This window comes from Methylomonas sp. LWB (assembly GCF_001856095.1).
In the GTDB taxonomy this organism is placed as follows: Bacteria; Pseudomonadota; Gammaproteobacteria; order Methylococcales; family Methylomonadaceae; genus Methylomonas; species Methylomonas koyamae_A.
The window spans coordinates 47790-73618 of record NZ_MKMC01000012.1 but is presented as its reverse complement, the minus strand read 5'-3'; the positions used below and the strand labels follow the sequence as shown (position 1 = coordinate 73618).

General features: G+C 50.5%; 26 protein-coding genes. 21 read left to right on the top strand and 5 right to left on the bottom strand.

Going from position 1 to position 25829, the window contains the following annotated elements; all coding sequences use genetic code 11:
* Positions 1-7: 7 nt before the first annotated feature.
* Entirely contained in the window at positions 8-1603 is a 1596-nt protein-coding gene (locus BJL95_RS06190; RefSeq protein ID WP_175463655.1) for an SAVED domain-containing protein, read from the bottom strand.
* A gap of 147 nt (positions 1604-1750) precedes the next feature.
* A complete protein-coding gene (locus BJL95_RS06185; protein WP_254786701.1) occupies positions 1751-2629 on the bottom strand; it encodes a hypothetical protein in 879 nt (292 codons plus the stop codon).
* 217 nt (positions 2630-2846) lie between these two features.
* On the opposite strand from BJL95_RS06185, the gene BJL95_RS06180 reads away from it, so the two are divergent.
* The 10 genes from BJL95_RS06180 to BJL95_RS06135 all read left to right on the top strand — a co-directional run bounded on the left by BJL95_RS06180 (position 2847) and on the right by BJL95_RS06135 (position 12355).
* Positions 2847-3302, top strand: a complete 456-nt coding sequence (locus BJL95_RS06180; RefSeq protein WP_368086599.1) for a single-stranded DNA-binding protein — start codon at positions 2847-2849, stop codon at positions 3300-3302.
* A gap of 145 nt (positions 3303-3447) precedes the next feature.
* Positions 3448-4512, top strand: coding sequence for a recombinase RecT (locus tag BJL95_RS06175; protein ID WP_071156327.1), 1065 nt, complete (start codon positions 3448-3450; stop codon positions 4510-4512).
* 118 nt (positions 4513-4630) lie between these two features.
* Positions 4631-4963 (top strand): hypothetical protein, encoded by a 333-nt coding sequence (locus BJL95_RS06170; protein ID WP_071156325.1) that lies wholly within the window; start codon positions 4631-4633, stop codon positions 4961-4963.
* The gene (locus BJL95_RS06165; protein ID WP_071156323.1) at positions 4963-5964 is read left to right on the top strand and encodes a YqaJ viral recombinase family protein; all 1002 of its coding nucleotides are present in this window, start codon (positions 4963-4965) and stop codon (positions 5962-5964) included. The genes BJL95_RS06170 and BJL95_RS06165 overlap by 1 nt, the downstream gene beginning before the upstream one ends.
* Before the next feature lie 223 nt (positions 5965-6187).
* On the top strand, positions 6188-6415 hold the full coding sequence (locus BJL95_RS06160; RefSeq protein WP_071156321.1) for a hypothetical protein: 228 nt from the start codon (positions 6188-6190) through the stop codon (positions 6413-6415).
* A 146-nt stretch (positions 6416-6561) separates the two neighbouring features.
* Positions 6562-7503 (top strand): MoxR family ATPase, encoded by a 942-nt coding sequence (locus BJL95_RS06155; protein WP_071156319.1) that lies wholly within the window; start codon positions 6562-6564, stop codon positions 7501-7503.
* A gap of 2 nt (positions 7504-7505) precedes the next feature.
* A complete protein-coding gene (locus BJL95_RS06150; protein ID WP_071156317.1) occupies positions 7506-8273 on the top strand; it encodes a hypothetical protein in 768 nt (255 codons plus the stop codon).
* An 83-nt stretch (positions 8274-8356) separates the two neighbouring features.
* Positions 8357-9562 (top strand): DUF3150 domain-containing protein, encoded by a 1206-nt coding sequence (locus BJL95_RS06145; RefSeq protein ID WP_071156314.1) that lies wholly within the window; start codon positions 8357-8359, stop codon positions 9560-9562.
* A gap of 88 nt (positions 9563-9650) precedes the next feature.
* The gene (locus BJL95_RS06140; RefSeq protein ID WP_071156312.1) at positions 9651-11471 is read left to right on the top strand and encodes a VWA domain-containing protein; all 1821 of its coding nucleotides are present in this window, start codon (positions 9651-9653) and stop codon (positions 11469-11471) included.
* Between the two features lie 350 nt (positions 11472-11821).
* Entirely contained in the window at positions 11822-12355 is a 534-nt protein-coding gene (locus BJL95_RS06135; protein WP_071156310.1) for a hypothetical protein, read from the top strand.
* On the opposite strand, the gene BJL95_RS06130 is transcribed toward BJL95_RS06135, so the two are convergent.
* Positions 12333-12629, bottom strand: a complete 297-nt coding sequence (locus BJL95_RS06130) for a hypothetical protein (protein ID WP_254786700.1) — start codon at positions 12627-12629, stop codon at positions 12333-12335. The genes BJL95_RS06135 and BJL95_RS06130 overlap by 23 nt on opposite strands.
* A gap of 243 nt (positions 12630-12872) precedes the next feature.
* Between BJL95_RS06130 and BJL95_RS06125 the strand changes: the two genes are divergently transcribed.
* The 5 genes from BJL95_RS06125 (at position 12873) to BJL95_RS06105 (ending at position 17863) form a co-directional block, all read left to right on the top strand.
* The gene (locus BJL95_RS06125; RefSeq protein WP_254786699.1) at positions 12873-13535 is read left to right on the top strand and encodes a hypothetical protein; all 663 of its coding nucleotides are present in this window, start codon (positions 12873-12875) and stop codon (positions 13533-13535) included.
* A 147-nt stretch (positions 13536-13682) separates the two neighbouring features.
* Positions 13683-14183, top strand: coding sequence for a hypothetical protein (locus BJL95_RS06120; RefSeq protein WP_071156303.1), 501 nt, complete (start codon positions 13683-13685; stop codon positions 14181-14183).
* 118 nt (positions 14184-14301) lie between these two features.
* Positions 14302-16065 (top strand): DUF4942 domain-containing protein, encoded by a 1764-nt coding sequence (locus BJL95_RS06115; protein WP_071156301.1) that lies wholly within the window; start codon positions 14302-14304, stop codon positions 16063-16065.
* 141 nt (positions 16066-16206) lie between these two features.
* Positions 16207-16836: an ATP-binding protein gene (locus tag BJL95_RS25655; RefSeq protein WP_071156299.1), complete on the top strand. Its 630-nt coding sequence runs from the start codon at positions 16207-16209 to the stop codon at positions 16834-16836.
* Positions 16763-17863 carry a hypothetical protein gene (locus BJL95_RS06105; RefSeq protein WP_254786698.1) on the top strand — a complete coding sequence of 367 codons (1101 nt, stop codon included), beginning with the start codon at positions 16763-16765 and terminating at the stop codon, positions 17861-17863. Before BJL95_RS25655 ends, BJL95_RS06105 begins: the two co-directional genes overlap by 74 nt.
* 111 nt (positions 17864-17974) lie before the next feature.
* Here BJL95_RS06105 and BJL95_RS06100 read toward each other — a convergent pair whose 3' ends face one another.
* The gene (locus tag BJL95_RS06100; RefSeq protein WP_071156296.1) at positions 17975-18958 is read right to left on the bottom strand and encodes a hypothetical protein; all 984 of its coding nucleotides are present in this window, start codon (positions 18956-18958) and stop codon (positions 17975-17977) included.
* Positions 18959-19059: 101 nt separating this feature from the next.
* Between BJL95_RS06100 and BJL95_RS25650 the strand changes: the two genes are divergently transcribed.
* The 5 genes from BJL95_RS25650 (at position 19060) to BJL95_RS23670 (ending at position 21821) form a co-directional block, all read left to right on the top strand.
* Positions 19060-19689: a flagellar transcriptional regulator FlhD gene (locus BJL95_RS25650; RefSeq protein WP_254786697.1), complete on the top strand. Its 630-nt coding sequence runs from the start codon at positions 19060-19062 to the stop codon at positions 19687-19689.
* On the top strand, positions 19670-20287 hold the full coding sequence (locus BJL95_RS23680; RefSeq protein ID WP_175463654.1) for a FlhC family transcriptional regulator: 618 nt from the start codon (positions 19670-19672) through the stop codon (positions 20285-20287). The genes BJL95_RS25650 and BJL95_RS23680 overlap by 20 nt, the downstream gene beginning before the upstream one ends.
* 32 nt (positions 20288-20319) lie before the next feature.
* Positions 20320-20913 carry an STAS-like domain-containing protein gene (locus BJL95_RS06095; protein WP_071156294.1) on the top strand — a complete coding sequence of 198 codons (594 nt, stop codon included), beginning with the start codon at positions 20320-20322 and terminating at the stop codon, positions 20911-20913.
* A gap of 12 nt (positions 20914-20925) precedes the next feature.
* Positions 20926-21393, top strand: coding sequence for a FlhC family transcriptional regulator (locus tag BJL95_RS23675; RefSeq protein WP_083385704.1), 468 nt, complete (start codon positions 20926-20928; stop codon positions 21391-21393).
* Positions 21394-21485: 92 nt separating this feature from the next.
* Positions 21486-21821 (top strand): AlpA family transcriptional regulator, encoded by a 336-nt coding sequence (locus BJL95_RS23670; protein WP_197484912.1) that lies wholly within the window; start codon positions 21486-21488, stop codon positions 21819-21821.
* On the opposite strand, the gene BJL95_RS06090 is transcribed toward BJL95_RS23670, so the two are convergent.
* Positions 21772-23070 carry a tyrosine-type recombinase/integrase gene (locus tag BJL95_RS06090; protein WP_071156292.1) on the bottom strand — a complete coding sequence of 433 codons (1299 nt, stop codon included), beginning with the start codon at positions 23068-23070 and terminating at the stop codon, positions 21772-21774. The genes BJL95_RS23670 and BJL95_RS06090 overlap by 50 nt on opposite strands.
* A gap of 166 nt (positions 23071-23236) precedes the next feature.
* Between BJL95_RS06090 and mutS the strand changes: the two genes are divergently transcribed.
* On the top strand, positions 23237-25822 hold the full coding sequence (mutS, locus tag BJL95_RS06085) for a DNA mismatch repair protein MutS (protein WP_071156290.1): 2586 nt from the start codon (positions 23237-23239) through the stop codon (positions 25820-25822).
* Positions 25823-25829: the final 7 nt, after the last annotated feature.

Genomic DNA, 25829 nt, shown 5'->3' with positions numbered 1-25829 from the left:
TAGCTCCTTATCGTAGAGAAATTTTGCAAGGTTCTGCGCCGTTGTTGGCATTCGCGATAATCTCGGTACCGTTAATAGTCAGCGCGGGTAAAAACTTATGAGCGCCGTCGGGACGGTCATAGAATTGATAGAGTGGATGATGTCCAGCCTGCAGTAATTGCCCGAACCTGAATAAGGTGCTTGCGGGCGAAACGCCAATGAGATGTACGCGTTTTGCCCGAAGCTGATCCTGGATGACTCGAATAGCTTGGCGGGCTACCTGAGTGAATTGACAAAGATCTTCAGAGGTACAAATGCAGTTGTAGTGTGGCGACGAGTGAGTGATCCGAATCCATGGTATCACTTGGTCGCGGACTGCAGTAATCAGCATATCGGGAAGATTTTTTTCATCAATCGCGGCGGTTAATTCGATGGTTAGAATAACTTCGTCAACTGGGACAGAAGGTAATGTTGAAATGGAAATGTTTCCTCGGACAGACGGTGTGGCAGTCTCATCCCAACGCCAGGTGCGCCGATCACGATCATACTGAAACACTTCAACAGAACGAGCCTCTCCTACAATGCGACCAGCAATGAATAGAACCGGAACCAGATGAAGCGGAAAAATAGCCAGCACATCTGGAGCCGCCTCATTGCTGCGGGCGGGCTGATTACTAACTTGCAGAATGAAAGATCGAATATCGTTCTCATGTTCCTTTAGGAAATGCCACCAGAAATCTTGACGACTACGGTCATCGCGTTGTGTTCTTCGAATTGCGTTGATTGGGTTGCACAAAGGTCCAAGCTGGCGACTAAGAACACTTTCTCTTAATTCGGTATGAGAAACATTGGTTGGAACCTGAGCGAGATCCGCAAGCAAGGTAATTAGTAGCGTACGTGGGTAGGCGATTCCGTCCAATAGATAATTCACTCGGCTGGCATGTTCATCTCGCATCATTTTTAGCCGTTCGATTGTATGCCCGGCTTCGTCGATTCGGTCTATCAGGCGATGATGGGCATCACACATCAGCATGATGTTTTCTGGATCATCAGAGAGTTTATGTGATTCCTGGTTACCTCGCGGGCCGTCTGGGTCAGATGCGACAATGTGAGCGAGATATGCAATACGAGCGGCTTTTGTGGTCAATGGGGTCTGCCCAAGATTCTGCCCACATCCACGATACATGCATCGACCGCCAGCAGCATGCCAAACCAGAGCAGCCGTTGCGGGCGAGATGGCTTTGCCACGTCCTTGGTCAAATAGATCTTCCCGAGTTTTGTACCATTTTCCAACTTCATCCGCAGTTGCATCAAATAAAACCCAAGCAGGGTTTATCGTTACGCTTTGATCAAATTCGGTAAGTAGCAATTCAACGCGCTTTAATTTTCCAGACTTCGCAATTCGCTTTAATTCTGCAAGGGAGGTTTTGCCAGGATTCGCCATGATCGTGGCAGTATTCGAGGTACCGACCTCAAATACCTTGCAACGATGTTTTGCATGCGCATAGGCTATGGTCAACCCAGCACCGTGCTGTGTTTTTAACCATGTGGCTAGCTCCCCATCGTCAATTGCCTGATTTTCTTCAGGTATGGGTTGTGCGGTAATTGAAGATGTTTTAGGCATTGGCATTCCCTTACAAAAATCACAAGAATAAATAGCTAACGCCTAGATGGGGAGTTTTTTTCTGATTTCAATATGAGAAGGATGAATCCGCCCTTCCTAAAAGGAGGATAGCTTCAGGGGTAGAAATCGGCTATCAAAATCCAGCTACTACGGTAGCTTAACGCCGTCTACTTGTTTAGTTGGGTCAATTTCATCCACAACTGATTCGTCTTCGGAAACAGTTTCCGGCTCATCTTGTAGCCCGGACTCTTGCCGTGCCAATCTTACATCTTCCCCATATCCCTGCGCATATGCCGCCCGATGCGCCTGTCGCTCTATCGTGACAATCCGGTTGGCCAAGCGCTGTAAGCGTTGCTGCCAATGGTAGCGGGCTTCCACGCAGTGCTTATTGTCGATGACCTGGCAAAGCCACAAGGTATCCATGACGATCATCAATTGGTCCAGTAAGCGAATCAGTTCAACGAACTGAGCAATTTGCGGCGATGCGATCTTGGCGACAAATTCGGTCGGATGAGTGTAGGTCGGCGTTTCGGTTATACCGTTGTCGGCTTTGAGTTTTTCCAGGCGGGCTTTTTCCTGCTGAAGTTGCGTGGCGCAATCGGCAATCATCGTGCTGACAATGGCCTCGATTTCATCAATGGCTTGTTCCTGGCCGACGATGCGCAAAATCACATCGATCGCATACAGCGACTTGATCAGCCGGTCATAACTTTTGCGTATGACCCGAATCGCTTGTTCGCTATTAATCTTGAAAGTGCGCTCGAATACGGGCCGGCTTATTTCAAGTCGAGCCGGTTTTACTGGGGCGGAAGTTTCAGCCATTTGCATTCCTTGATGAGTGTGGGATGGACTACGATAGTAATCGAAGATTTTTTCATCCCTTTTGCAGCTAATGGTGAATTCGACATTAGCTGCAAGCTCACGCCAAAACATTTCTGCTTCAATGGCGCCAAGTGTTATTGGCTGCAGCCTACCTGATCTTTCTGGGCATTCATTTTTTGCCAGCAACACTTTCCCACTCTTCATGCTGTCTTTCCAGATGGCTTGATCCGGTTTCGACCGGCGTTCCGTTTTTAAGCGGCGTCGATGGTTTTCATCGACGTGTCAGGTGCGTCAAGCCTGATGTGTTTTCGTTTTTTTAACCCTGTTCCTGGGAATGCTTATTCCCAGTCGGGGTGAGCCTGCGGGACTCTACCCATCACCGCGCAGGTGGGTTTACTTCTCACTTGTCGGGCGCGGCCGATTGGAGGATTTCATCATGGCAAGTCGTGGTGTGAATAAAGTCATTTTATTAGGCCGACTCGGCGCCGATCCTGATATCCGGTATTTACCCAATAACGGCGGCAAGGTGGTGGCAATCCGTTTGGCGACTAGCGAAGTCTGGAATGACCAAGCCAAAGCCAAACAGGAACACACCGAGTGGCATCGGTTGGTGTTTTTCAAAAAACAGGCTGATACCGCCGAGCAGTATCTGCGCAAAGGCAGCAAGATCTATGTGGAAGGCAGTCTTCGCACCCAGCAGTGGGATAAAAACGGCGAAAAACGCTACCGCACGGAAGTGGTTGTCCGTGAGTTACAGATGCTGGACCGTGCTGATGAAAATGGGTCTTCTCGTCAATCCAGTCAGTCCCCTACCCCACCGACGGCGGTAAATGAGGACGGCTTGGATGAGGACTTCGATGACATTCCGTTTTTCTGAGTAGCTGTTTGCCCTTGTTATCCGCTATTCAGATTGATCTTTAATTTACCCGCCTGGCAGCATCCGCTGTTTAGGTGTTTCACCCCATGGGGACGTCTCTCCCCAGATGGGGCATTGCGTCCTCTATTTTTTAAGGAGACACGCCATGAGCAATCAACCCCGCAATAATCCTGCAAAAACCCGCAATCTGCCAATGCCCATCGATATAAATCAGGTCTATGGCATTTCGGAGCAGTCCTGGAAAGTCCTCACCGACGTGACGTTCCCAACCGCTAGAACCCCGGAAGCCATCATGATGGCCCTGGACTACTGCAAGGCCCGCAAACTGGATATTTTCAAAAAACCAGTCCATGTGGTGCTGATGTGGAGTGCCGCCTTGGGCCGCAATGTCGAAACCGTCTGGCCGTCCATCATGGAAATCCAGACTACTGCGTCGCGTACCGGTGTTTGGGCCGGCATGGACAGACCGGCATGGGGACCCGATGTGACCAAAACCTTCACCGGACGGTACAAGGACGACAACGACCAATGGCAGGAATCCAATGTCACCGTAACGTTTCCCGAATGGGTAGCGGTCACGGTGTACCGGATTGTGGGTGGCAAGCGCTGTGCATTTACCGAGGAAGTGTATTGGCAAGAAGCCTATAGCACCGCCGGCGGCAAAAACTCGCAAGTGCCCACCGCGATGTGGATCAAACGCCCCAAGGGGCAATTATCCAAATGCGGTAAAGCAGCGTCGCTTAGGGCAGCCTTTCCGGAGGAATGCGGTTACGCCGCCGAGGAAATGGATGGCAAAAGCATCGACGACATGAATGACGGCAGCGTGATTAACAGCACTGCCAGTCGACTCGACGAAGCGGACGTGATCGATGATGCGATTGTCGGCAGCGTCGAACCACCGCGAGTGATCGATTTATCGATGATTCCGCCCAAGGTGCAAAAAGCCGTCAGTGAACTGGTTAGACGCACAGCACTTGCAGGCGCCTGGAAAGCCGCCTACGACTATGCCAATAACAAGTTCAAAGGCCTGGATTTGACCTATGCCATTGCTGAACTGGACAAGGCATCAGCATCTGCCAAGGCGGCATCGACTAAAGGTGATGTTAATCATCAGCCCATAGACGCTTCTGGTATGCCAGCCGCTAGTGATCCGGCTTCAGAGGCTCTGAACAAGGCTCGCGAGACCTTGGGATCGGCACATCAGCCATAGTCGTTTTAACTATCAACCGCCGGTAAATTGCCGGTGATTATTTTCAACCCTACCTGGGCGTCCTGAATCGCCCTTGGGGTGAAATTCATGACGCCCTTTTTGTTTAAGAGGAGATGTCATGAATGCCATTGATCAATCATCCAACCGCATACCGTGTCATACCGACTGGCATCGCTACGATTCACCGACGGTGATTCGCCGGCATGGCCGTGGTTACTTGGAACGTAACTGGAGTCCGGGCAATCCTGTCCATGAAATCCAGGCGCCTACCAAGCCAGAACTGCAAAGTCTGGTCGAAAGCTATGGCGGTCTCTATCTACCCACAGCCGATCAAACCCTGCTGCTCTTTGCCGACTATCACTGGGCGCGGCGTTGTGAAAACCAACTTGTTAAACGCGGCGTGTCAACACTGCGGCTAGGCTGCCATATCCAATTACTGGAGCATCGGTGATGAAGGTCATCAATGTCTCTCAGCGATCACCGGAATGGCAGTTATGGCGTTCACAAGGAGTTAGTGCCAGTGAGGCGGCGATCATTATGAATCGTTCGCCGCACAAAAGCCCTTGGCGGTTATGGGCGGAAAAGACGGGGCTCGTGCTGGAACAAAGCCTGGACAACAACCCTTTGGTCCGAATTGGTATCGAACAGGAACCCGAAGCCTTACAGCGTTTTGAAGAAAAGCACGATGTCATGCTGCTGCCCCTCTGCGGCGAGTCTGATTGGTATTCGCTAATGCGGGCGTCCTTCGACGGTTTGTCGGAAAACAACGAACCGGTCGAAATCAAATGCCCGCATGAAACTACTTTTCTGGATGTGGTGCTAAACCGCGAACAGTCTGAAGCCTATCAACTTTACTGGTGCCAGGTGCAACAGCAAATGCTGGTGGCGGATGCGCAACGCGGCTTTTTGTTCTTCTATCACCAGGGCCAGGATGTGGAGTTTGAAATCGAGCGGGATGAAGTCTTCTTAAACCGGCTCGTCGATACCGCCATGGAATTCTGGTCGAACGTCAAACAGCGACAGGAACCCGAAAAAAATCCTGACCGCGATATTTATCTACCCAAAGGCCATGCCGAACAGCAATGGCAGCAATTGGCGGCGAATTATCGCAGCCAGGCGGTAAAGATCGATGACCTGAAAGCCCAACTCAAAACCCTGGAAGCCAATCAATTCGACATCGAGCAAACCTTGGTGTTGTTGATGGGTGATTTCATGGCAGCCGAGCATTCGGGTTTACGTGTCAGTCGCTTTCAGACCCAAGGCAGTGTTGATTACAAAGCGGTGATGAAGGCCTTATTGCCGGATGTCACCGAAGCGATGCTCGACAGCTACCGAAAACAACCGGCTAACCGCGTTCGCATTACTTGTCGGGATGACTCCGGCAGGTTGGCGGAAGTGCCTTTCGATGCTGAGGCGTTGAAAGAGATGGTCGGTGCTGATTTCTGGTTCTGATCTCGGGTTTTGACGTCAGTGAGGAAAATTTAGCTGGAAAACAGTTCGGCTGTTTCATTCGAAACACGCTGAATCCGGTGTAAACCGGCGTTCCGCTTTTGAGGCGGCATGAAGGTGAAACACTTTCATGTGCCAGGTGCGTCAAGCCTGGTTTGCAGTCCCGTCGGGGTTCATCACCCTAGCGGGTCATGGTGACCCCTTTTATCAACAAAGGAGGTTCGCTATGAATAAAGACTTTTGGAAAAGCCTGTTTTGCTGGCTGGAAACCGCCAGTGTTGACGAGATTAGGCATAAGCAAGACGTGGTGCGGCAGATGCTCGGTCAAACCCGAGATCTGGATTTCAAAACCGACATTCGCCGGATTTTGCGCTTTATGGACGAGGAACTCCTCGCCCGCGCGGAATTGGCGAAGGTAATGCGCATTTCAGTATCGATGCCTCGCCAAAGGTAGTTTGACACCGCTTTAACCTTTTATCGTTCAACGTACTAAACCCCTGGCTCGCCAGGAATTTATCTCAACCCGACGGGGACACACTGCCCGTCAGGGGAATGGTGTGTCTCGTGTTGCGGGTTTAACCCAAGCATAAGGAGTTCACCATGTATCAATCCTATTCCATCGCCGATACCTTCGGCATACCAGCACCGGCCTCCATGAAAGTGGAAGGCTTTATCCCTGGACAAAATGCCTATGTACCAGCGCAAAAACCGTATGTGTTTCGCAAGGATCACTTGCGCGATGTTCTGGCGTTTTTAGGCTCGCACAATGGCGACGGCTTATACCTGACCGGTCCTACCGGTTCCGGTAAAACCTCGTTGTTGGAGCAAGTCGCGGCGCGTCTCAATTGGGGCGTGCATTCGGTCACCGGCCATGGTCGATTGGAACTCAACGATCTACTAGGTCAGTACATGCTGGTCGACGGCGGCGCGATGAAGTGGATCGATGGACCTTTGACCTTGGCGGTTCGCTTAGGCCATGTACTGTTGATCAACGAAATAGACGCGATCGATCCCGCAGAGTTGATCGGCCTGAATGAAATCGTTGAAGGCAAACCGTTGACGATTCCGCAAACCGGCGATGTGATCACTCCGCATCCCAAGTTTCGTTTGGTGGCCACCGGCAATAGTGCCGGATCTGGTGATCAATCGGGCTTGTATCAAGGTGTATTACGTCAAAACCTGGCATTTCTGGATCGATTTCGCCTGATGGAAGTCGGTTACCCCGAGCCGGAAGATGAAATGAAACTGTTGGCCGATGTGGTGCCGAGCATGCCGGAAACGGTGCGCGAAAGCATGATCAAGGTCGCCAACCAGATTCGCAAGGTGTTTATCGGCGGAGCAGATGGCGGCGGCATGTTATCGGTGACCTTATCGACGCGCGGATTAGTACGTTGGGCATCATTGGTGGCCACCTTCAAAAGTGCGCCTAATGCCTTGGCGTATTCCTTGGACCGGGCCTTGACGTTTCGGGCCGAACCCGCCGAACGTGAAGCGATTCATCGTATCGCCAAGGATGTATTTGGCGATGACTGGCAGGTGTAATCATGGCTGCCTGGAATTTATATCGTCACCGTAACAGTGACGGCAGTTCCAAAGACTGGGCGGTCAGGAGTAATTCGGATGGATCAATCACCACCCGTTGGGGCAAAACGGCAGATAGTTTGCCGGGCTTTAGTAACCGATACAGCGTTAAGCAGTTCGATATCGAACGGCAAAAACAGGCCAAGGGCTATGTGTTGGTCGGCGAGGTGGATATTGATGTGAACGGCAATGTGGTGTTTCCGGGCAAGACTTCGGCAACACCATCACAATTGCCTGAACCTGATGCAAATCTCGTGTCTGTGCCAGCACCGCCAGTCGAAGCACTGTATTGGACCATTGATTGCCATGCAAAACAGCCCATCCGAGTGGATTTGGGTATCGAGGTCAGACGACTGATTGGCGTTATTCAAACCTTGTCTGATGGCCATGCTACGCCTGAACAGGCGTGGAATGGCTGGCAACAGTGGATTGATGCCACGCTTAATGCTGAAGTCTTCGAACTGAGTGGCCAGATTAAATCAGCCCACGGCGTTTTGCCTTGGCTGTTTTTACTGGCGCTGAAAGCACAAGGCTTCAAAGGCGTGGATATCGATATTGCCACCGAAACCGCCCGTGACCTCTCGGTCGATCTGAAAGTTGAACAGGACGTGCTGGCATTTTTTGGCACCAACCTCGACAGCATTCGTGAGACCGCTGGAGTCTTAGGTTTACTCAAACCCCGATTAAATCTGGCAACGGCCATGTCCGACACGGACGACTGCTGGTTTTAAGGGTATTGTTATTTTCATTTAACCCGAAAGGGGCACATCGGCCCCAGCGGGATGGGTGTGCCTCAATTCTTTAGGAGGTTCCCATGTCTCATGAAACGCAATTGATATTAGACCGCGTGGTCTTGGTAAAAGTGGATGCCAATATCTACGGCGCACGCAAGAAACTGAAGAAAGAAGACCTGGTGCTTGCCGACGGTAGCAAATTGCCGCCGGAGGATTTAGCCAGTTTAGGTTCCAAACGTTTGCTCGATCCCGATAAGCTGACGGTATTCAACCGCCTGAAGAAGGAAGCCGAACGCATTTGTTTACGCGTTGGCACTCGCTTTCTGGGTGGATTTGCCGTGCCGGTTGAATCGGCCGCCAGTATTACCGCGGAACTTAAGCGTATCGGGCTGGATTTTGCAGTGGCTAAAACCGAGTTTATTGCCGGCTATGATGCGGCGGTGACGGACTGGGTGGTTCGCCATCCGGAATTTGCCGGCATCATTGAACAAGCAGTGGATTCGGTGGAGTTTGTCTCAACGCGGTTGTCGTTTGATTTTCTGGTGGTCAGCATTGGGTTACCCGACAGCTTGCCGCCGGCGGATGTCTCACGTCTGGACAGCAAAATCGGTTCACTCAGTGAGCAGATGTTCTACGAAATTTCCGTGGAAGCCAATCAACTCATCGAGCAATCATTGCTGGGCAAGGAGCAAGTCACGCGTAATGCGTTACGGCCGATTCGCCGCATGAGGGACAAGCTCGATGGGTTAGGTTTTCTGGATCATCGGGTCGCGCCGGTCGTCAGCACCATTGACGATCTATTGGCTAGGATTCCCACCAAAGGCGCCATTGAAGGCAGTATTTTGCAGGAGATTTTAGCCACGGCAATGCTGTTGTCCGATCCGGATAAAACCCGGCGGCACGGTGAAGGTTTATTGGTTAATCAAACACCCATTGTTGAAGAGACGGATGTTGATGAAATCGTCGAACACGCGGAGTTAGAGCCTCCAACGGTACCAACAGCAACAACAGTCGCAGCCGAACCAACACCACTCATCGCTGAAAGCGTTTCAGACAGTCCCGATTTTACCGATCTGTTTGACGGCATCTTTGATGATGAACTTGAAGCGGATTCTGCAGCGGATGACTTGGCGATTGAGGTCTTGCTGGATAAACGTCAGACCGAATTGGAAATCGATAAAGATAACGATGAATCCAACCCGTCTACACATTCAGCAGAACCGGAAACGGTGACTGCGGGAGACGATGACGAGGAGGACGATTCCGACCAGGACTACTGGTTCTGAATGATCTGACTTAAATTAACTGTTCACCCACTGGGGCAAATTCATGTCCCAATGGGGTCATGGTTTGCCCTTTATTTAGGAGCACACCATGAAAAATAGAACCTTACAAAACGCATTTCCCATCGTCGCGGCCGCCATCGGCAATCGCTTCGGCGTCAAAGTCAGTGTCGGCGGTGATAAAGCCGAAACCGATGGGCAAACCATTTGGCTGCCGGCCTATGAGGGTGATGATCCGGATTATCAGGATGTTGCATGGGGCCTGTTAGCACATGAAGCGGCGCATATTCGTTATTCGGATTTTTCGCTGCGCTATGGCAGTTCGGTATTACGCCGGCGCTTATGCAATGCAATCGAGGATGTCCGTATCGAGCACGAACTGGCCAAGGACTTTCCGGGAACGCGACTAACTATCCGCACCGTAATTGAAAAGATGATTGCCAAAGGCGACTTTGTCGCCAGTAGTATTGATGATCATCCGGCTAATATTCTGTACAGCTTTGTCTTGAAAAGTTTGCGGGCAAAGGTATTAGGTCAATCGGCCCTGCAACCTTTGGTTGAGCAAACCGAACTGGCACTAAAAGCGAAGTTTCCGAAAGGTGCGGTAACCCGACTGAAAGGCTTGCTATCCGAAGTGCCGCTGGGTTTGCAATCGGAGTCCGATTGCCTGCAATTGACTGATCGCATCCTGACCATGATTGAGCAGGAATTCGAACAACAACGGCAGCGTAATCAAGCGCAACCAACAGCGGATGAGGAAACCACGCCTGAACCGGATGATACGAATCAGGATGCTGAATCAACCGATTCGGACGATTCGAGCGGCTTGGATTCCCAGGATGAAATGAATCCCGATGAACAGTTATCCAACGACACTGATGACGAATCGTCGTCAGAACCAGCCGGTAACGACGATTCGGCTCCCAAAAATCCTGACGATGAACCGGCAACGCCATCCGACAGTTCGACATCCACCCCGCAAGGTGAATATGAAGAAACTGCGGAGATTGCCGATCCGATGGGCGTCTTGCAAACCTTTTTGTCCGCTGGTGACAGTGACATCGAGCAGGATGTGTTTGAATCGCTGAAATCGGCGTTATCGTTGGCTGCGGAAAATGGTTCGGAATTGCTGATGCCCAGTGGCCACGAGCCACCCATGGACGATCGGGCCGGTGCGTTTTTGCTGCGTAAGGTGCAAGGCGAATCGGGAAAAATCCGTGCCGCGTTGCAAGGCCTGGTGCAATCGCAAACCTTAAACCGGTCGCAACATGCGTGTCGTGGACGGCGGCTGGATGGCAAGCGTTTACACCGCTTACCACTGGGCGAAACTAAGCTGTTTCAACGCAAACGGGCCAAAGCTGCACCCAATACGGCGATTCATCTGTTACTGGATAAATCCGAAAGCATGGGTTATCAGGTAACCGATAGCCAAGGCCAACCCATCGGATCGCGTATGCCGATTGCGTTGGAAGCGACTTTGGCACTGGCATTAGCCTTTGAAGGCATTCCGGGGGTAAATCCTGGCGTTACAGCGTTTCCAGGCCATCAGGATGATTCGGTGTTCCGATTACTGGAACATGGTCAACGCGTGAATGCCCGTACCGGCGCCTTTTCGCTGGCCGCCACTGGCAGTACGCCGATGACCGAAGCGATTTGGTTTGGGGTGGCGTCACTACTGCGTTGCCGGGAACCGCGCAAGGTGTTGATGGTGATGACCGATGGTCAACCCAACGACACCCTGAGCACGCTGGAACTTTTGCAGCGCTGTCGGGATAGCGGTATTGAAACGGTCGGTGTGGGTTTGGGACTGGATGTCAGTCATCTATTCCCGATTGCCATCACCATTAATGACCTTTCAGAGCTGAGAGCACAATTGTTCGATCTCTCGAAATCGGTGTTGTTGGCAGCGTAATCTGTCCTCAGTCCGTTATCCGTAGCCCAATCCTTGGCCCAATGCCTTGGATTGTGGCTATGGGTAGCTGATTGCACTTGCAGTTTGTCGAATGTACTCCACATAACGAGCCCATTCGACAAACAGACACTTCATGCGTTCTTTCCAGAATGCTGAATCCGACTCCGGTCGGCGTTCCGTCTTTAGGCGGCGAGCAAGGTGTTTCCTTGATCGTGTTGGGTGCGTTAAGCCCGATGTAAAACGCAGTGGTACTACCCTCTGCAAATCCTAAACCCGCTTCGGGCTACCATCGCCCAGCCGGGTGCTGTTCATTCGAAGTGTTTTCTTAAATTTTATAAAGGAGAACTTCAATGAACTTTATTTTCGGCATCATTATTTTGGCGATGTTCATCCTCGCCTTGCGAGTGATTTGGGCGACAACTTTGCAACTACTGATCGTGTTGAAACAAAGCACACTGGCTTTTAAGCGCTATCGAGCACAGCGAAAGCTGTCGGTTAGAAACCGGCTACCGGTCATCATGCCACGTAGCCGCGAGGACATGGATTGGTTGGCGATATCGGATTCGGTGCGTCAGGAAATTCAAACCCGCAATCACGGTGTTAATCGTGAGGCTGTCCGACTGGAAGCACAATTACAGGCCAAGTTAAAAACGATCGAAATCTACGAGGCGGATATTCAAATCGCCAAACTGGAACGGGAGTTGTTGAAAATTAAGCCTGTGATTGATAGTCCCGAGCCTGAAGTCAAAAAACCTCGGCGCTCGAAAAAGCAATCGGTTGCTGACTCAGCGGCCCAGAAAATTCCGCATCAGGTATCCCAATTACGGGCAGCGCTGAAAGGCAACGGTTTATCAGTGCCGGTTAGTGAGTCTGTCGGCCATTGAATACCGCAAGCGTCGCGCCGGTTTGTGTCATTACGGTGCGTACCGGCCTGGCCAAATCAATCTTGGGTTCGTTGAAACGAAAGCCCTCCGGCAATAGCGATTGTAGATCCTCAAAGGTTTCCCGTCGCAATTGTCGGATATTGCTCAACAACTCCCAGGCTCGCTTCGGATCATCGATATTTTGCAAAACATCGGCTTCCGCGGCATCCAACTTGGTCAAAATTGTTTTGCAAAGATTTAACGCATTCAGTCTGGGATCGAGTGGAATTGCCATCGGTTTTCGACTTGGATACTGCTCCTTGGTCTGCTTAGGACTGAGGAAATCAAAAATGCGCAAAATATCGTCAAACATAGCTATTTCTCTACTTTTTAATGAGTTTTAGTCACCATATACCGATTTTTACGTGAATTCAACCCCGCTGCATAAGCCAGTTTTAGGCTTTTTCAGCGTTTTTAACCCTGCAGGAACCTCATCCTGCAGGGTGGTTGTTCCTGCGTTTTTTTGGAGGAAATGACCATGACATTAATCGAACAACCAAACATTACCGCAATGCAGACCGAAGCCAGCACGGTTCGCTATCTAAATCAGTACCGCTGTCCCTACTGTCAAACCGAATGGGAGGATGTATGGGATTGCGGCTGTAACGATCGCTACCCGGGTTGCAATAAAGAGATCGAGCCTTATGAAAGCGCATTGATCGAGGGTGAATCGGCGAAAACCGAATTGCCAGTCGACGAACCCGCCTCAGCCAATGTCAAGGTGGCGGTGGTGAATCGGCTTTTCGTAGTCTCCTACGAAATCGACTATGTGCACCGGGTTTCGGTTGGCATCACCACGGATAGTCCCGAATCGGCACAACAGATTGCCAAACAGGCATTCAACGATGCCACCATTTGGGATGACACCGCTGCTATGCCGTTATTGTCCGATGAATATCATGAATCGGAGGGTGAAAGCTTGGTATGGGCATGCGTTGCTGTTGCACAGTTGCCAGAGCCGGATCATTCGGTACGGCAATTGAAGCAGGAACAAGCGGCCATGCGGGTTTGTCGGGGATTGGTTGAAGCCTATCAACAAGGCGAAACCAACGGCGGCAGTATCGATTGGGAGGATTTGGATCAGTTAATACCTCTGGCATTTCAAACCTTGGGGAAACCTGCACTGGAAAACAAATCCTAAAAAATAGTGCGTCGTTCAGACGCGTAATTCGTAAATGCCTGAGTTAGCCAAGTCTTTCGATTCGGCGCTCTTTTTATCCACCCACACGGGAATGTCCTATTCCCGCCGGGGAAGCGTGATGTTTCCGTATTCTTTGAGGACAACATCATGAACTCACTCATCTTTGAACACACCTTCGGCACGGGTCATTGCATCCAATATCAGCGCTTGCCATCCGGCACCTGTTATCACGCTGATACGCCGGAGCCAGTAGTCGATCTGTTAGAACAGCTTCGCCAAAGCCGGCGCAAAATCCGGCTTTATTACGGCGATACTCAAACCGGTCAGTCCTGGCTCGATGAACACGATGTTATCGGCTGGATCGGTCGCTCGACGGGCACGATCAAAGTGCCGTTATTGATCGAACCGGGTGACATCGGCGGTCCGGCCTTACTGGATCATTGCATCGTTCGTATCGATAGCCCGCGCCAGGTGCTTTACCAACACAAAGATTTTCGAGTTGGTGACGTGGAACTGGTTAGAGGTGAGCTTAAACGCTTGCCCTGGGAAATGTTCATCGACGGCAGCGTGCATGCCCGGTTCAAGGCAAAAAATGAAGCCCGGCAGTATCAGGATTTCATTCAATATAAGCGGTTTGCGTTGATCTGACGCACTGTTTGATTTCGACACTCGATTAAGCCGAGTTTTTTCACTATACATACCCCTGCGGGATGATTCTATCCCGCCAGGGATAAATCTGTCGTCAGGGGTCTTATCGGAGATCACCATGATAGACAATTATCAGTATTATCCAACACCTGAATCCCTGAGTATCAAGGCTTGGGAAACCTTCAAGAACAAGAGTTTTGTTCGTGTATTGGAACCCTCCGCAGGTGAAGGTCATTTATTAAAACCTCGACCTTACAACCACTGGCAGAAAATTCCGGTCGATTGCATTGAAATTGATATCAGCAAGCACCCGATCTTGCGTTCGCAAGGCTATTCGGTGGTAGGCATGGATTTTATGCAGTTCAAAAGCGGTAGTCTGTATTCGCATGTGTTGATGAATCCCCCGTTTGCCGACGGCACACAGCATGTTCTGAAGGCTTGGGAGATTTTGTTCGATGGTGAGATCGTCGCAATCCTTAATGCCGAAACCTTGAAAAACCCGTTTTCCAAGGAACGAAAGCATTTGCTCCGACTGATTGAACAGTTTGGCGAAGTGGAATATTTGCCGGAGATGTTTGCCGGCCAGGATGCTAGCCGCAAAACCGATGTTGAAATTGCGCTGGTCTGGCTGAAGAAAACCTCAACGTTCGAAGAGGAGCTTTTAGGCAACATACTTGATGACTTACGTCGCGATCAAGCGAGCGCCGAGAATTTGGCCGGCGATTGCCAGCCAATCCATGAACTGGCGTTAGCCAATGCCTTCATCGACAACGCGGTGCTGATGTTCAATGCCGCGGTCGAAGCGGCCCGGCAATCGGCATTTAGTGAAGCGCGCGCCATGCGCTATCGCAAGATGCTGGGGCAAACACTCGGCGAATTGAATGGCGATGCGGCGGTCAAATCCACACATACCACTCTGGATTGGGTGAAGAATCAGCTTTATACCGATTATAGCGATCTGAAAGATCGTGCCTGGTCCGGTATTTTGCGTTCCACGCAAGTCACCTCGCGTTTATCGTCGGCGGCGCAAAAACGGCTGGAGTCGGATTTCGAGACCATAAAGTCACTGGAATTCACCGTACCTAATATCTACGGTTTTTTACAGGGCATCATCGATCAACAAGGCGATATTCAGCTGAGCATGGTCTGCGATGTGTTCGATTTGATCACTCGCTACCACAGTGACAATACAGTGTTTTACATGGGCTGGAAGTCGAACGATAAGCACCGCGCGTTGGGTATGCGCATCAAAACCACCCGCTTTGTCATTCCGGGTCACGCCACAGAATCGTATCAAAACGATTTGTCGTGGGAGTCCCAACGGATGCTGGCGGATTTTGACAAAGTGTTTGCGATGCTGGATGGCAAGTATGAAGCGGCTGTAAGGCTGGAATCGGTTTTCCGAAATCACTTCCATGCCCTGCGAACCGGGCAACGGATTAGCGGCAGCTATTTTGATGTTCGCTACTATCCGGGCGTGGGCACGATTCATTTCTTCCCCAGCAATAAAACGCTGATTGATCGGATGAATCGTCTGGTTGGCACTCATCGTCGTTGGCTACCACCTGCGGAGACCAATGCAGGAACTGGTTTTTGGCAGCAGTTCGACCAAGCGGAAAAGCTCGATAAGGCCTTCCGTACCGAAGTCAGTAAAGACTGTAAACGGGATGGCCGGCATTATCACTTTGATCCATTTTGGGCGATCAAATACGGCGGTGAATCCGAACGTGCTCGAGGCCATACCATGCTAACCCAGGCCATGAGCACTGTACTGGCAAATCATGGCATTGATCCCGATACCTTGTTGGATAGCGATCAAAACGGTGTCCGCCAATTGGATTGGGATGGCCTGCATGATAGCCATTTGGCTTTAGCTTCATAGCCCGCGCACAAATTCTAAAGCAAGTTTTTTAAATAACCACTGGTCTAACCAGTATCACCCGCCTCGGGGAGATGAACAGCGCTCCCCAAGGGGGTAGTCTGTTTCATGTTCTCGGGGCTTTTTTATACCCGGAGATAACACATGAAAACACAAACTAACGAAGTCGCGATGAAAGTGAACCAAGCCAACTTGGTCAAAAGTCTACGCTTCAGTTTTACCAACAAAACCACAGTTCTGGGCGAGTTAATTCAAAACGCTCGCCGGGCCCATGCCGCCATGGTGGTGATTAACTATTGTCCTGAAACCAAAACGCTTCAAGTTTTGGATGATGGCTGCGGCATCGACTCGATTGCAACACTACTGACTGTAGCCGAATCAGGCTGGAATCCGGACGTGGTTGCCTATGAACATCCGTTTGGAATCGGATTTTTATCGGCATTGTTTGCCTGTCGGCAAATCAGCGTCATGAGTAAAAGTGGTTCGATTGACGTCGAAACCGACCACATTTTGGCATTTAATCCGGTGACGATCACACCAGTCCAAGATTGGAACGGCATCACTAGCATTACCTTGCAGGATGTGGATATGGAAATGGGTCAAATTGCCACGACGCTGAAAACGTTGGCGCGCGGCTTCCCCATTCCAGTGCTGTTCAACGATCACTTGCTTGAACGGTTCATGCGCCATAGATGGCGGATTGACCTTTGTCGAAACCGAGATTGGCGCAATCTATCTGCATGGTATGGACCAACCCAATGGGGCGCAATATGAATTCGATATTTATCTGCAAGGTTTGCCCATTTATTCCTCGCATAGCTACACTTCGCATCGCCGTATCATTCATCTGGACTCTTCTCGTTTTCACGCCCGCTTGCCGGATCGTGACAAGCTGGTCGATGAAGCTGATGTCATCAAACGGGTTAAAGCTGTCCTGGCGCAAACCATCGAACAGCGTTTTATCCAGATGAAAGCCTCTCTGTCTGCCGAAGCGTTCGTTGGTTTTTATGACATGCTGCGGCATTGGGAACTGCTGAAGTTACTCAACGATGTACCTGTAGTGCCGCCAGAAGCCTTACGCGAAATCATTGCCTATCCGGTTTGCGATACCGAAGTTTTTGATAACTTCGAGCAGCGGCCGGAAAAAGCCATGACCCGTGCAGAAATTAAGGCCCGTGGCATCGTCTCGATTGATGATGACATCAAGCAGGACGGCGCCGGGCGTTTTATGTTTGCCTGGCGCCAGGATTATTTGCTGTACCACGGCACACTGGATAGCGGGCATTGGCTTCATGCTCTGGTTCGGCACCTCAATGATGAAGACCTGGTAATTGAAACGATCAATGAAACGCACCAGGCTCAATTCCAAGGTGATTGGTGTTGGGTTCCCGTGCGTTTTTGCGATGCTTACCGAATCCGGCTTGGGCAGGATGTTGTTGAAATCAGGGATGAGGCCTGCTACCAAGGCCAGGAAAACGCCGATGACATCATTGTGCCCAAAGGTGATTGCTCAGCACAGGCATTGCAGCAAATGGCCAGCTTCAGAAGCGAATATGATGAGTTTCAGGAATCGACCTTTGAAAGCGATTCGGATGCCTTCATCGCCTTTGTGGTTGCCAATACCGCCAGCGATCCGGCCAATGCCATGCAACGACTGTTGCCGAATTTTTGCGGCTGTCCTGCACTGTACGGCAAAGCCTTCGTGGTGGAGTTGGATCAGCACGGCAAACCGGCCTCGGTGATAGCGTATCCAACTGAATCGGGTCAAAAGCAAATCCTTCAAACCGGCAAGGATTGTTAAAACTAAATGTATGAGCGCATTATCCAGCTGGATAATGCGCTCATTTTCATTACCGAAAACAAGCTACCGATCCTTGTCTCCCTAAAAACATTGAGATGCACCTTCGAAATGCTATCTATCTACCAGTAGCCGCCCGCAACGCGTGATTCGGTCGAAACTAAACACATGCTCTCTTGGGCTTTCATAACATCGCCCAACCAATCTTCGCCGGTAATCCGGCTCGCCTTTTTCGAGATAAATAGTGGCGCCACATATTGGGCATACCGCCGAATACCGAACCAAGCGAACCACTCTTAAATCTCCATCTCGTAGCAGTTCGAACTGTGCAGACTGTTCATAAAAATTTGTGAATAGTTCATGGGCTACAACAATTCGATCATCCAACAATAATATCCAAGGCTTGATGATAGTGACCCAGGAACCATACGGAATCGCAAAAATACTTACCAGTAATGTCAAATCTTGCGTTGTCACCGGCCTGGGCACGGATAACGATAGCCATCCGGCATAAGCAATTAACACCGCGAACCCAGCTATGATTGCTAGCCAACCCAATATAACCCAGACATGCCATTGTCTTAATTCGATTTGTCCATGCCGGAATAGCCAACTCGCGATCCAACTGGGTTTGACTTCACCCAATTCAGTCATTTGATAGCTGGCTTGCAAATCGGCGGCGTTGCTCTCAGCCCGAACATCCTCGATCGCTTGGTCTTCTTCCAAGATCTCCGGAACCGGTTCAGCTTTGATATAGAACGTCGTGTGTCGTCCCGGCCCTCCCTTTGTGCTTTTACGTTCCGGCTTTGGATAATGAGGCAACCCACGTTTACGGGCAAACTCGGTGATTTGGGGTTCGCGGATTTCGCAATATTTTTTTAACGAACCCGGCCAGTCGATCCATTTTTTAGGTTCGACACTTTCTAAGGACTCACCAACAGCAGCGACGATTTCATCGGCCGTGAAACGTCGCTTCGACTCTTCGAAATCCGCTTTCATTAACGATTCCTGGGCTAACGCACGCAATATGCGGTGCCCTTTTTCATCGCTTGGCTCGCTATCCAGCCAATCGATCAAGCATTGAATTACCTCGCGCATAAACCACCCCAAACCAGGTAACAGGCAGTTGCGGTCTGGTTAGCGACCAGCCGATTCATAACAATGTCCTCCATAGCCAATGCGATATAAGCGAAGTAAAAATGATTTTGGGATGTAGTTATTTAGATCAAACGCCAAGTAAGACGCCGCTTGTCGCGGGCAAGGCCTTTGGCAAGCAGAACGAGATTAGAAGAATTTCAGGATCATTCAATCCATCAGGCCAAACAAATAGCCTGGCGTTATCAAAGTGGTCATCCATCACATGCGGAAAAACGCATCACCAGCTCAATAAGCCAATTATTTTCAACAACGCCAAATCATATCAATCCGGGGTTCCGGAGCTTTGTGACCCAAAACAGGTCACTTTGCGACCGGGACATTTCCGCATTCCCTGCCTAGCATATCGACAACAGTCGTTAATCAACTCAGAGGCGTTTATGTCAACACTAGATGAAGATCTTGCCCGATTAAATTTCGAATATCTCATGCTAGCCAGAGAATGCGCACGCAGTAATCCGGCGGAAACGGCCTGGCGCTTTGGATTAGATCGGGTTGGCATAGACCGTCTCGCCGGCATGACACAGGAGCAACTTCGTGAACACGCCGAAAGCAGTCGCGCAGTGATTCAGTTATTGCCTGTCTATGCCCCAAGCAATTTGCCCATGGTTGCCTATGTGGATCTTCTCCAACCTTGTATCACTGGAACCGCGGATGAAACCAATGCCCTTTAAAAACAGGCCAAACATTGGCGCAGACTTGCTATTGGCGGAAAAACTAATCCAACTCGGCGCCCGTCCTCCAATTGTCAGCCAACTCTGCCATTTAACCCGAAAGCAAAGCATCGCATTTTTTAAGACAGTACAAGGGCAAGCACCCAAACAAGGCATGCTGCCACACGATCATCAATGGGCCATTCGCTCGGCGTTCAACAACATTCATGCCTCGCTATTTTTAAGCATGATTGAAGACATTCGGCACCGGCTTTCTACCCCGAACCTGGATGCGACCTTACTGGTTGCGGCTTATGAGATCTACAGCAACGTTGCTTCCAGAATTTTAGCCTATCGGCAATGTATCCAATCTCGCTCCAGCCAACATTATCCGTTAGACATCAACCGGGCTTGGTATTTAATTAGCCTGCTCTCGGCGGGTGAATTGGTTTTCATGATCTGCGGGCGTTGCCGCGCCCGTTATCTGAGCATGATTCACCCTGATGCCGCATTTAGTCAATGCCCTATCTGTGATGTATGGACTGATCGCTCAGGTCGGCGACGCTGGATTTCCACAAAATCAAAAATGCTCACATTGAACAAACCAAGCGCTCGTTAGAGACGATCCATCAGCTACTAAGGAGAAGTCGCATGCATATCGTTGTCGTCACAGCCACCAATTCCCAAATACCTCAGTCTATCCATGGCAAAAACCTCGCGCGGCTAGCACGCGAGTGCTTTGCCAATCAGCAATCGCTGACGATTGATTTTAAGGACGTTAAAAGCATCACGCTGGGGTTCTTTCAGGAATTGTTTTTGCCATTGGTCTCCGAATTCGGATCCGATTTTCTGAAATCGAAACTGAAAATAGTCAATATGGCGGGGCACATCGACAACATGATGCAGTCAGCATTCAAAAATCTGGAGGGCTACTTTGACAAACTGACGACGATTGATCAGTTGGGGTGCGATGAAGAGATTTACGCCATGAATCAGGCCTGGCTCATCAAAGCCAGAGAAGTCGCACGGGAGAACCCGGTGCTGACTGAATTAATCTTGGGGATTACCGATGAGGCCATGCGCTTGGCAGTTGAACGTTTATCTTTAGAAGACATTGATTTCATTGCCCGCTCCAACTGGCTATGTTTTACCCCCCGATTTTCGAGTCAGTTTATTCAAAACATCAACAGAGAATCGCCACCGATGGTGGAAGCCATGCTCGGATTAAGCGGCACTATTGATTAAGGGAGGCAGCTAATGCTCAAGAAATATCAACAACAAACCTTGGCAATAGAACTGCTCAATCTCCATGCGAAAGTCAAAATCGTGCATCAAGCAACGGGAATTCCGGTCAAGCTATTGAGACAGACTTACCGTCAATTACATGGCCGATCGCCCAGCCGTGGATCAATCAAGTTTTCAACCCGAGGTTTGACCGGTAGTCACCGTAAGTATAAAGACGTAACCATCTTCGCCGTGTGTTTTCAGGTTGCCACGACCAAATCGACAGAAAGCCAAATCCAGACACTAATTTCCGCCTTTAATGCGTATAAAAAATCATATCCCTTGGGACAACTCGAGTTTTCCGATGCTTGGGTGGTGGCGCAAGACATCAATGATAAAAAAGTACAACTTTCGAAATGTCCACAATGCCGATCTTGGGTTTTGTTAAAAGCCCGTGAAGATCTTTCTGATCGCTGCAGCGTCTGCAAAATACATTTATGAGAAGGTTAACCAAAAATATTTGAATCCTGAGTAAGAAAAAATGGCAGCTAATCCGGTCATTGTTTTATCTAAAACAAGGCCGGATCGAACCAGTGACCTATTTATTGATAGACAACAAATACATGAGTAACGCCCATAAACGTCAGTCGGTATTGAGACCCATCATGATTGATCTTGAGGCGGTTTCGGAAGTCACAGGGCTTTCTGAATCTACCATCCAATCATTGATTCGTGCCGATGAGTTCCCTAAGCCTCGTAAAGCATCTGCACGCCGTTCCTGCTGGTTACTACGTGAAATTGAAGAATGGGCTGAATCGCGTCCTGTTTCCGATTTATTGCCCCCCCCTAATACGGCAATAGGCGGACGCAACGGCAAACCTAAATCTCGAAACGCTTTGCCAATGACTCAAGATGCTCTGACAGATTAAAGAGCCATAGGCGTTTTTCATCGTCATATTGATGCCGATTATAAGTTCCCACCACACCGGGTAACATATGACCGAGAATCGTTTCACCTACGGAATCTGGACATCCTAATTTTGCAAGCAAGGTGCGTGACGTCCGTCGCAAATCATGCGGTGCCCAATGAGTCACCGTTAATCGAGGCCTCACCTGCTCAGGGCGAATCTGACTATAGGGTTGCCTATAAAATACCTGTTCAGTGACGTATTTTTGTTCGATGTGCCCCACTTTATGACGGGATGGAAATAGAAAACCGTCTCCATATAGTTTTTTCCGCCGTAACACCACTGTCAAACCTCTACCGAATAAGGGCACCCTTTGATCTGTAGCAGTTTCATGTCGGGCATTTTTCGTTCTAATTTTCGGTATCGTCCACCAAACTTGACCGCCCTCTTCACTAATTTCAGTTCCTGACATGCCAACAATTTCTGAGCCGCGAGTTCCGGTCCAAAGATATAACATTAGAACGTCAGTAATTATCGGTGCGAAATTTGGAAGCCAAGCTATCAATTCACCGATTTCGTCTTCAGTGAGTACGCGTTTGACCACGCCGATGTTCTTACCTTCTATGGTCTTTCCTTTTGATCTAATTTTTCCACGTAAAATTAAGCGCCACCAATTTACTGCAGCTTCAGGTAGTCTGCCGGCATCCATTGCATAATCCCATGCTGCTCCTAACTCACATCGTAATTTTCCGGCCTGCACGGGCGATATTGCGGCGTACTTTTGAATCAAATCAAAAGCCATTGCGCGGGTAATTGCAGTGGATGGTAAATCCGCCATATCACCCAGCATCGCGTTAAACATCCTAGTAATTTCAGTAGAACCTTTTTTGGCTCTGTGGCGACAAACATGTCCAGCTAAATATTCATCACATAGCACGCGGACTGTATAAGCGTTTTCAGAATTTGCCGCCTCTTGTTTTAATATTAAAGCTTTTGCCTCTAATTTAGCTTGCTTTGCCTCTAATACAGGATCATTACCAGAATCACGCTGGTTTTTCAAAGCTTCCCAAGCGACAATAGCCACTGGGAATGACATAGACGGCCAATGACCAATTGACACCTGCCTAAGGCGTCCATCAACAGTGCTTCTATACCGATAAAACCAAGTTCTCACCTTTGCCATGGCAGACAAACGCAGTCCTGGGTAATCGTCAAAAGCCATATGCTGTCCTGGCTGCAAAGCTTTAGCGGTGCGGGCATCGAATTGCATTTTAGTATAGGTTTTTTATGTTGATCGATGACACGAGTATAACTCGAAAAAACCTATACTAAAACCTATACTAAACAGCAAAGTGCAGGGAAGTTTTGAAAAGTGTAGCTGGAGTGAACCCGGCTCACAACATAGAACAATTATCTGTTATTTCATTAATTTACGAATGAATATCCAAACAAAACAAGACAGCAAGCAAGGCAACGAAACACAGCACACCCCGATGATGCAGCAATACCTCCGCATCAAGGCTCAACATCCGGACATTCTACTGTTTTACCGGATGGGCGACTTTTACGAGCTGTTTTACAACGACGCCAAACGCGCCGCTCAATTGCTGGACATTACCCTGACCGCACGCGGCGCATCGGCCGGAGCGCCGATTCCGATGGCCGGCATTCCCTATCATGCCGCCGAAAACTATATCGCCAGACTGTTGAAACAAGGCGAATCGATCGCGATTTGCGAGCAAATCGGCGATCCCGCCAAATCCAAGGGGCCGGTCGAACGTAAAGTCGTACGCATCGTCACGCCTGGTACCGTCACCGACGAAGCCTTGTTGGAGGACCGCAAGGACAATCTGCTGGTGGCGATAGCGCATTTCGACAAACTGATCGGCCTGGCCTGCCTGGATCTGAGCAGCGGTAAGTTCGTGCTGCAACAATTGGAAAACGACAGCCAACTCTTGGCCGAAATCGAAAGGCTAAGCCCAGCCGAGCTGCTGTTCAGCGAAGACCACGCCTTGCCGGCCAGCGTCAAGGAACGCAAAGGCCTTTGCAAGCGCCCACCCTGGCATTTCGATTTGGATAGTTGCCGCCAACTAATTTTGAAGCAATTCAACTGCCACGACCTCAAAGGCTTCGGCTGCGAACACCTGCCGGCGGGGATCTGCGCGGCCGGCTGTTTGCTGCAATACGTGCGCGACACCCAGTTCAACGCCCTGCCCCATATCCAAGGCATCGCCGTCGAGCATGAAGGCGACAGCATCGCCCTCGACGCCGCCAGCCGCCGCAACCTGGAGCTGGACAGCCACCCCAGCGGCCAACTGCAATACACCTTGCTCGGCGTATTGGACAAAACCGCGACGGCGATGGGCAGCCGCTGTCTCAGGCGCTGGCTGCACCGGCCGTTGCGCGACCAGACAAAAGTCAACGGCCGATACGCCTGCATCGCCAGCCTGATCGAAAACGAATTGTACCGCGACTTGCAAGCCAGCCTGCGCCAAGTCGGCGACATTGAACGCATCAGCTCGCGGATTGCGTTGAAATCGGCCCGCCCCCGCGACTTGCTGACCTTGCGGCTGACCTTGGCGGTGTTGCCGGAATTGCAACAAAAGCTTAAGGGCTCGGACAATCCCCATCTGGAACGACTACGGGGGCAATTGCGCGAGCATCCGGAATTGGTCGACCTGCTGCAGCGGGCGATCATAGCCAATCCTCCGATGCTGATCCGCGACGGCGGCGTCATCGCCCTCGGTTTCAACGCCGAACTCGACGAATTGCGCAACCTCAGCCAGAACGCCGACCAATTTTTGATCGACATGGAGCATCGCGAACGCCAGGCCACCGGCATCGCCAACCTCAAGGTCAATTACAACCGGGTGCACGGCTATTACATCGAGATTTCCAACGCCCAGGCCGACAAGGTACCGGTCCATTACACCCGCAAACAAACCCTGAAAGGCGCCGAGCGCTACATCACGCCGGAACTGAAATCCTTCGAAGACAAGGTATTGAGCGCCCGTGAAAAGTCTTTGAGCTTCGAAAAAGCCTTGTACGACGAACTCTTGACCAGGCTCGGAGACGCCTTGATCGACTTGCAGCATTGCGCCACCGCTTTGGCGGAACTCGACGTCTTGGTCAATTTCGCCGAACGCGCCGAAACCTTGAATTGGAGCCAACCGCTATTAACCCAGGAACCCGGCATCCGCATCGCCGCCGGTCGTCATCCGGTGGTCGAGCAATTGTCCAGCATACCGTTCGTCGCCAACGACCTGGATTTTTCCGGCGACAAAAGAATGCTGGTCATTACCGGCCCCAACATGGGCGGTAAATCGACCTACATGCGCCAGGCGGCGTTAATCGTGCTATTGGCCCACATCGGTTGTTACGTGCCGGCCGAGTCGTTGACCTGCGGCCCCATCGACAAAATCTTCACCCGCATCGGCGCTTCCGACGATTTGGCCAGCGGCCGCTCGACCTTCATGGTGGAAATGTCGGAAACCGCCAACATATTGCACAACGCCACCGCCAACAGCCTGATCCTGATGGACGAAATCGGCCGCGGCACCAGCACCTTCGACGGCCTATCCCTAGCCTGGGCTTGCGCAGACTACTTGGCGCGCCACGTCAAAGCCTTTACCTTGTTCGCCACCCACTACTTCGAGCTAACCACGCTGGCCGAAGAACAAACCGGCATCCACAACATTCATCTGGATGCGATGGAGCACGGCGACAAGATCGTGTTTTTGCACGCGGTCAAGGATGGCCCGGCCAGCCAAAGTTACGGACTGCAGGTCGCGGCCTTGGCCGGTGTGCCGCAATCGGTGATCGCCAACGCCAAGCACAAGCTGGCGCAATTGGAAAACACCGCCTACATCGAGCAGCAAAGCCACCAGGAAATTAATCAGTTCGATTTGTTTACCAGCCGCGAATGCCATCCCGCCGTGGTGCTGCTCGAAGAAATCGATCCGGACCTCCTCAGTCCGCGCCAAGCCTTGGACACCTTATACCGGTTGAAGAAAATGCTCTAGAAACCAT

Excerpts from the sequence above, each read along its gene's own strand:
- BJL95_RS06190 (WP_175463655.1), bottom strand. The coding sequence starts at position 1,603 with ATGCCTAAAACATCTTCAATTACCGCACAACCCATACCTGAAGAAAAT.
- BJL95_RS06185 (WP_254786701.1), bottom strand. The coding sequence starts at position 2,629 with ATGAAGAGTGGGAAAGTGTTGCTGGCAAAAAATGAATGCCCAGAAAGA.
- BJL95_RS06175 (WP_071156327.1), top strand. The coding sequence starts at position 3,448 with ATGAGCAATCAACCCCGCAATAATCCTGCAAAAACCCGCAATCTGCCA.
- BJL95_RS06170 (WP_071156325.1), top strand. The coding sequence starts at position 4,631 with ATGAATGCCATTGATCAATCATCCAACCGCATACCGTGTCATACCGAC.
- BJL95_RS06165 (WP_071156323.1), top strand. The coding sequence starts at position 4,963 with ATGAAGGTCATCAATGTCTCTCAGCGATCACCGGAATGGCAGTTATGG.
- BJL95_RS06160 (WP_071156321.1), top strand. The coding sequence starts at position 6,188 with ATGAATAAAGACTTTTGGAAAAGCCTGTTTTGCTGGCTGGAAACCGCC.
- BJL95_RS06155 (WP_071156319.1), top strand. The coding sequence starts at position 6,562 with ATGTATCAATCCTATTCCATCGCCGATACCTTCGGCATACCAGCACCG.
- BJL95_RS06150 (WP_071156317.1), top strand. The coding sequence starts at position 7,506 with ATGGCTGCCTGGAATTTATATCGTCACCGTAACAGTGACGGCAGTTCC.
- BJL95_RS06145 (WP_071156314.1), top strand. The coding sequence starts at position 8,357 with ATGTCTCATGAAACGCAATTGATATTAGACCGCGTGGTCTTGGTAAAA.
- BJL95_RS06140 (WP_071156312.1), top strand. The coding sequence starts at position 9,651 with ATGAAAAATAGAACCTTACAAAACGCATTTCCCATCGTCGCGGCCGCC.
- BJL95_RS06135 (WP_071156310.1), top strand. The coding sequence starts at position 11,822 with ATGAACTTTATTTTCGGCATCATTATTTTGGCGATGTTCATCCTCGCC.
- BJL95_RS06130 (WP_254786700.1), bottom strand. The coding sequence starts at position 12,629 with ATGGCAATTCCACTCGATCCCAGACTGAATGCGTTAAATCTTTGCAAA.
- BJL95_RS06125 (WP_254786699.1), top strand. The coding sequence starts at position 12,873 with ATGACATTAATCGAACAACCAAACATTACCGCAATGCAGACCGAAGCC.
- BJL95_RS06120 (WP_071156303.1), top strand. The coding sequence starts at position 13,683 with ATGAACTCACTCATCTTTGAACACACCTTCGGCACGGGTCATTGCATC.
- BJL95_RS06115 (WP_071156301.1), top strand. The coding sequence starts at position 14,302 with ATGATAGACAATTATCAGTATTATCCAACACCTGAATCCCTGAGTATC.
- BJL95_RS25655 (WP_071156299.1), top strand. The coding sequence starts at position 16,207 with ATGAAAACACAAACTAACGAAGTCGCGATGAAAGTGAACCAAGCCAAC.
- BJL95_RS06100 (WP_071156296.1), bottom strand. The coding sequence starts at position 18,958 with ATGCGCGAGGTAATTCAATGCTTGATCGATTGGCTGGATAGCGAGCCA.
- BJL95_RS25650 (WP_254786697.1), top strand. The coding sequence starts at position 19,060 with ATGATTTTGGGATGTAGTTATTTAGATCAAACGCCAAGTAAGACGCCG.
- BJL95_RS23680 (WP_175463654.1), top strand. The coding sequence starts at position 19,670 with ATGAAACCAATGCCCTTTAAAAACAGGCCAAACATTGGCGCAGACTTG.
- BJL95_RS06095 (WP_071156294.1), top strand. The coding sequence starts at position 20,320 with ATGCATATCGTTGTCGTCACAGCCACCAATTCCCAAATACCTCAGTCT.
- BJL95_RS23675 (WP_083385704.1), top strand. The coding sequence starts at position 20,926 with ATGCTCAAGAAATATCAACAACAAACCTTGGCAATAGAACTGCTCAAT.
- BJL95_RS06090 (WP_071156292.1), bottom strand. The coding sequence starts at position 23,070 with ATGCAATTCGATGCCCGCACCGCTAAAGCTTTGCAGCCAGGACAGCAT.
- mutS (WP_071156290.1), top strand. The coding sequence starts at position 23,237 with ATGAATATCCAAACAAAACAAGACAGCAAGCAAGGCAACGAAACACAG.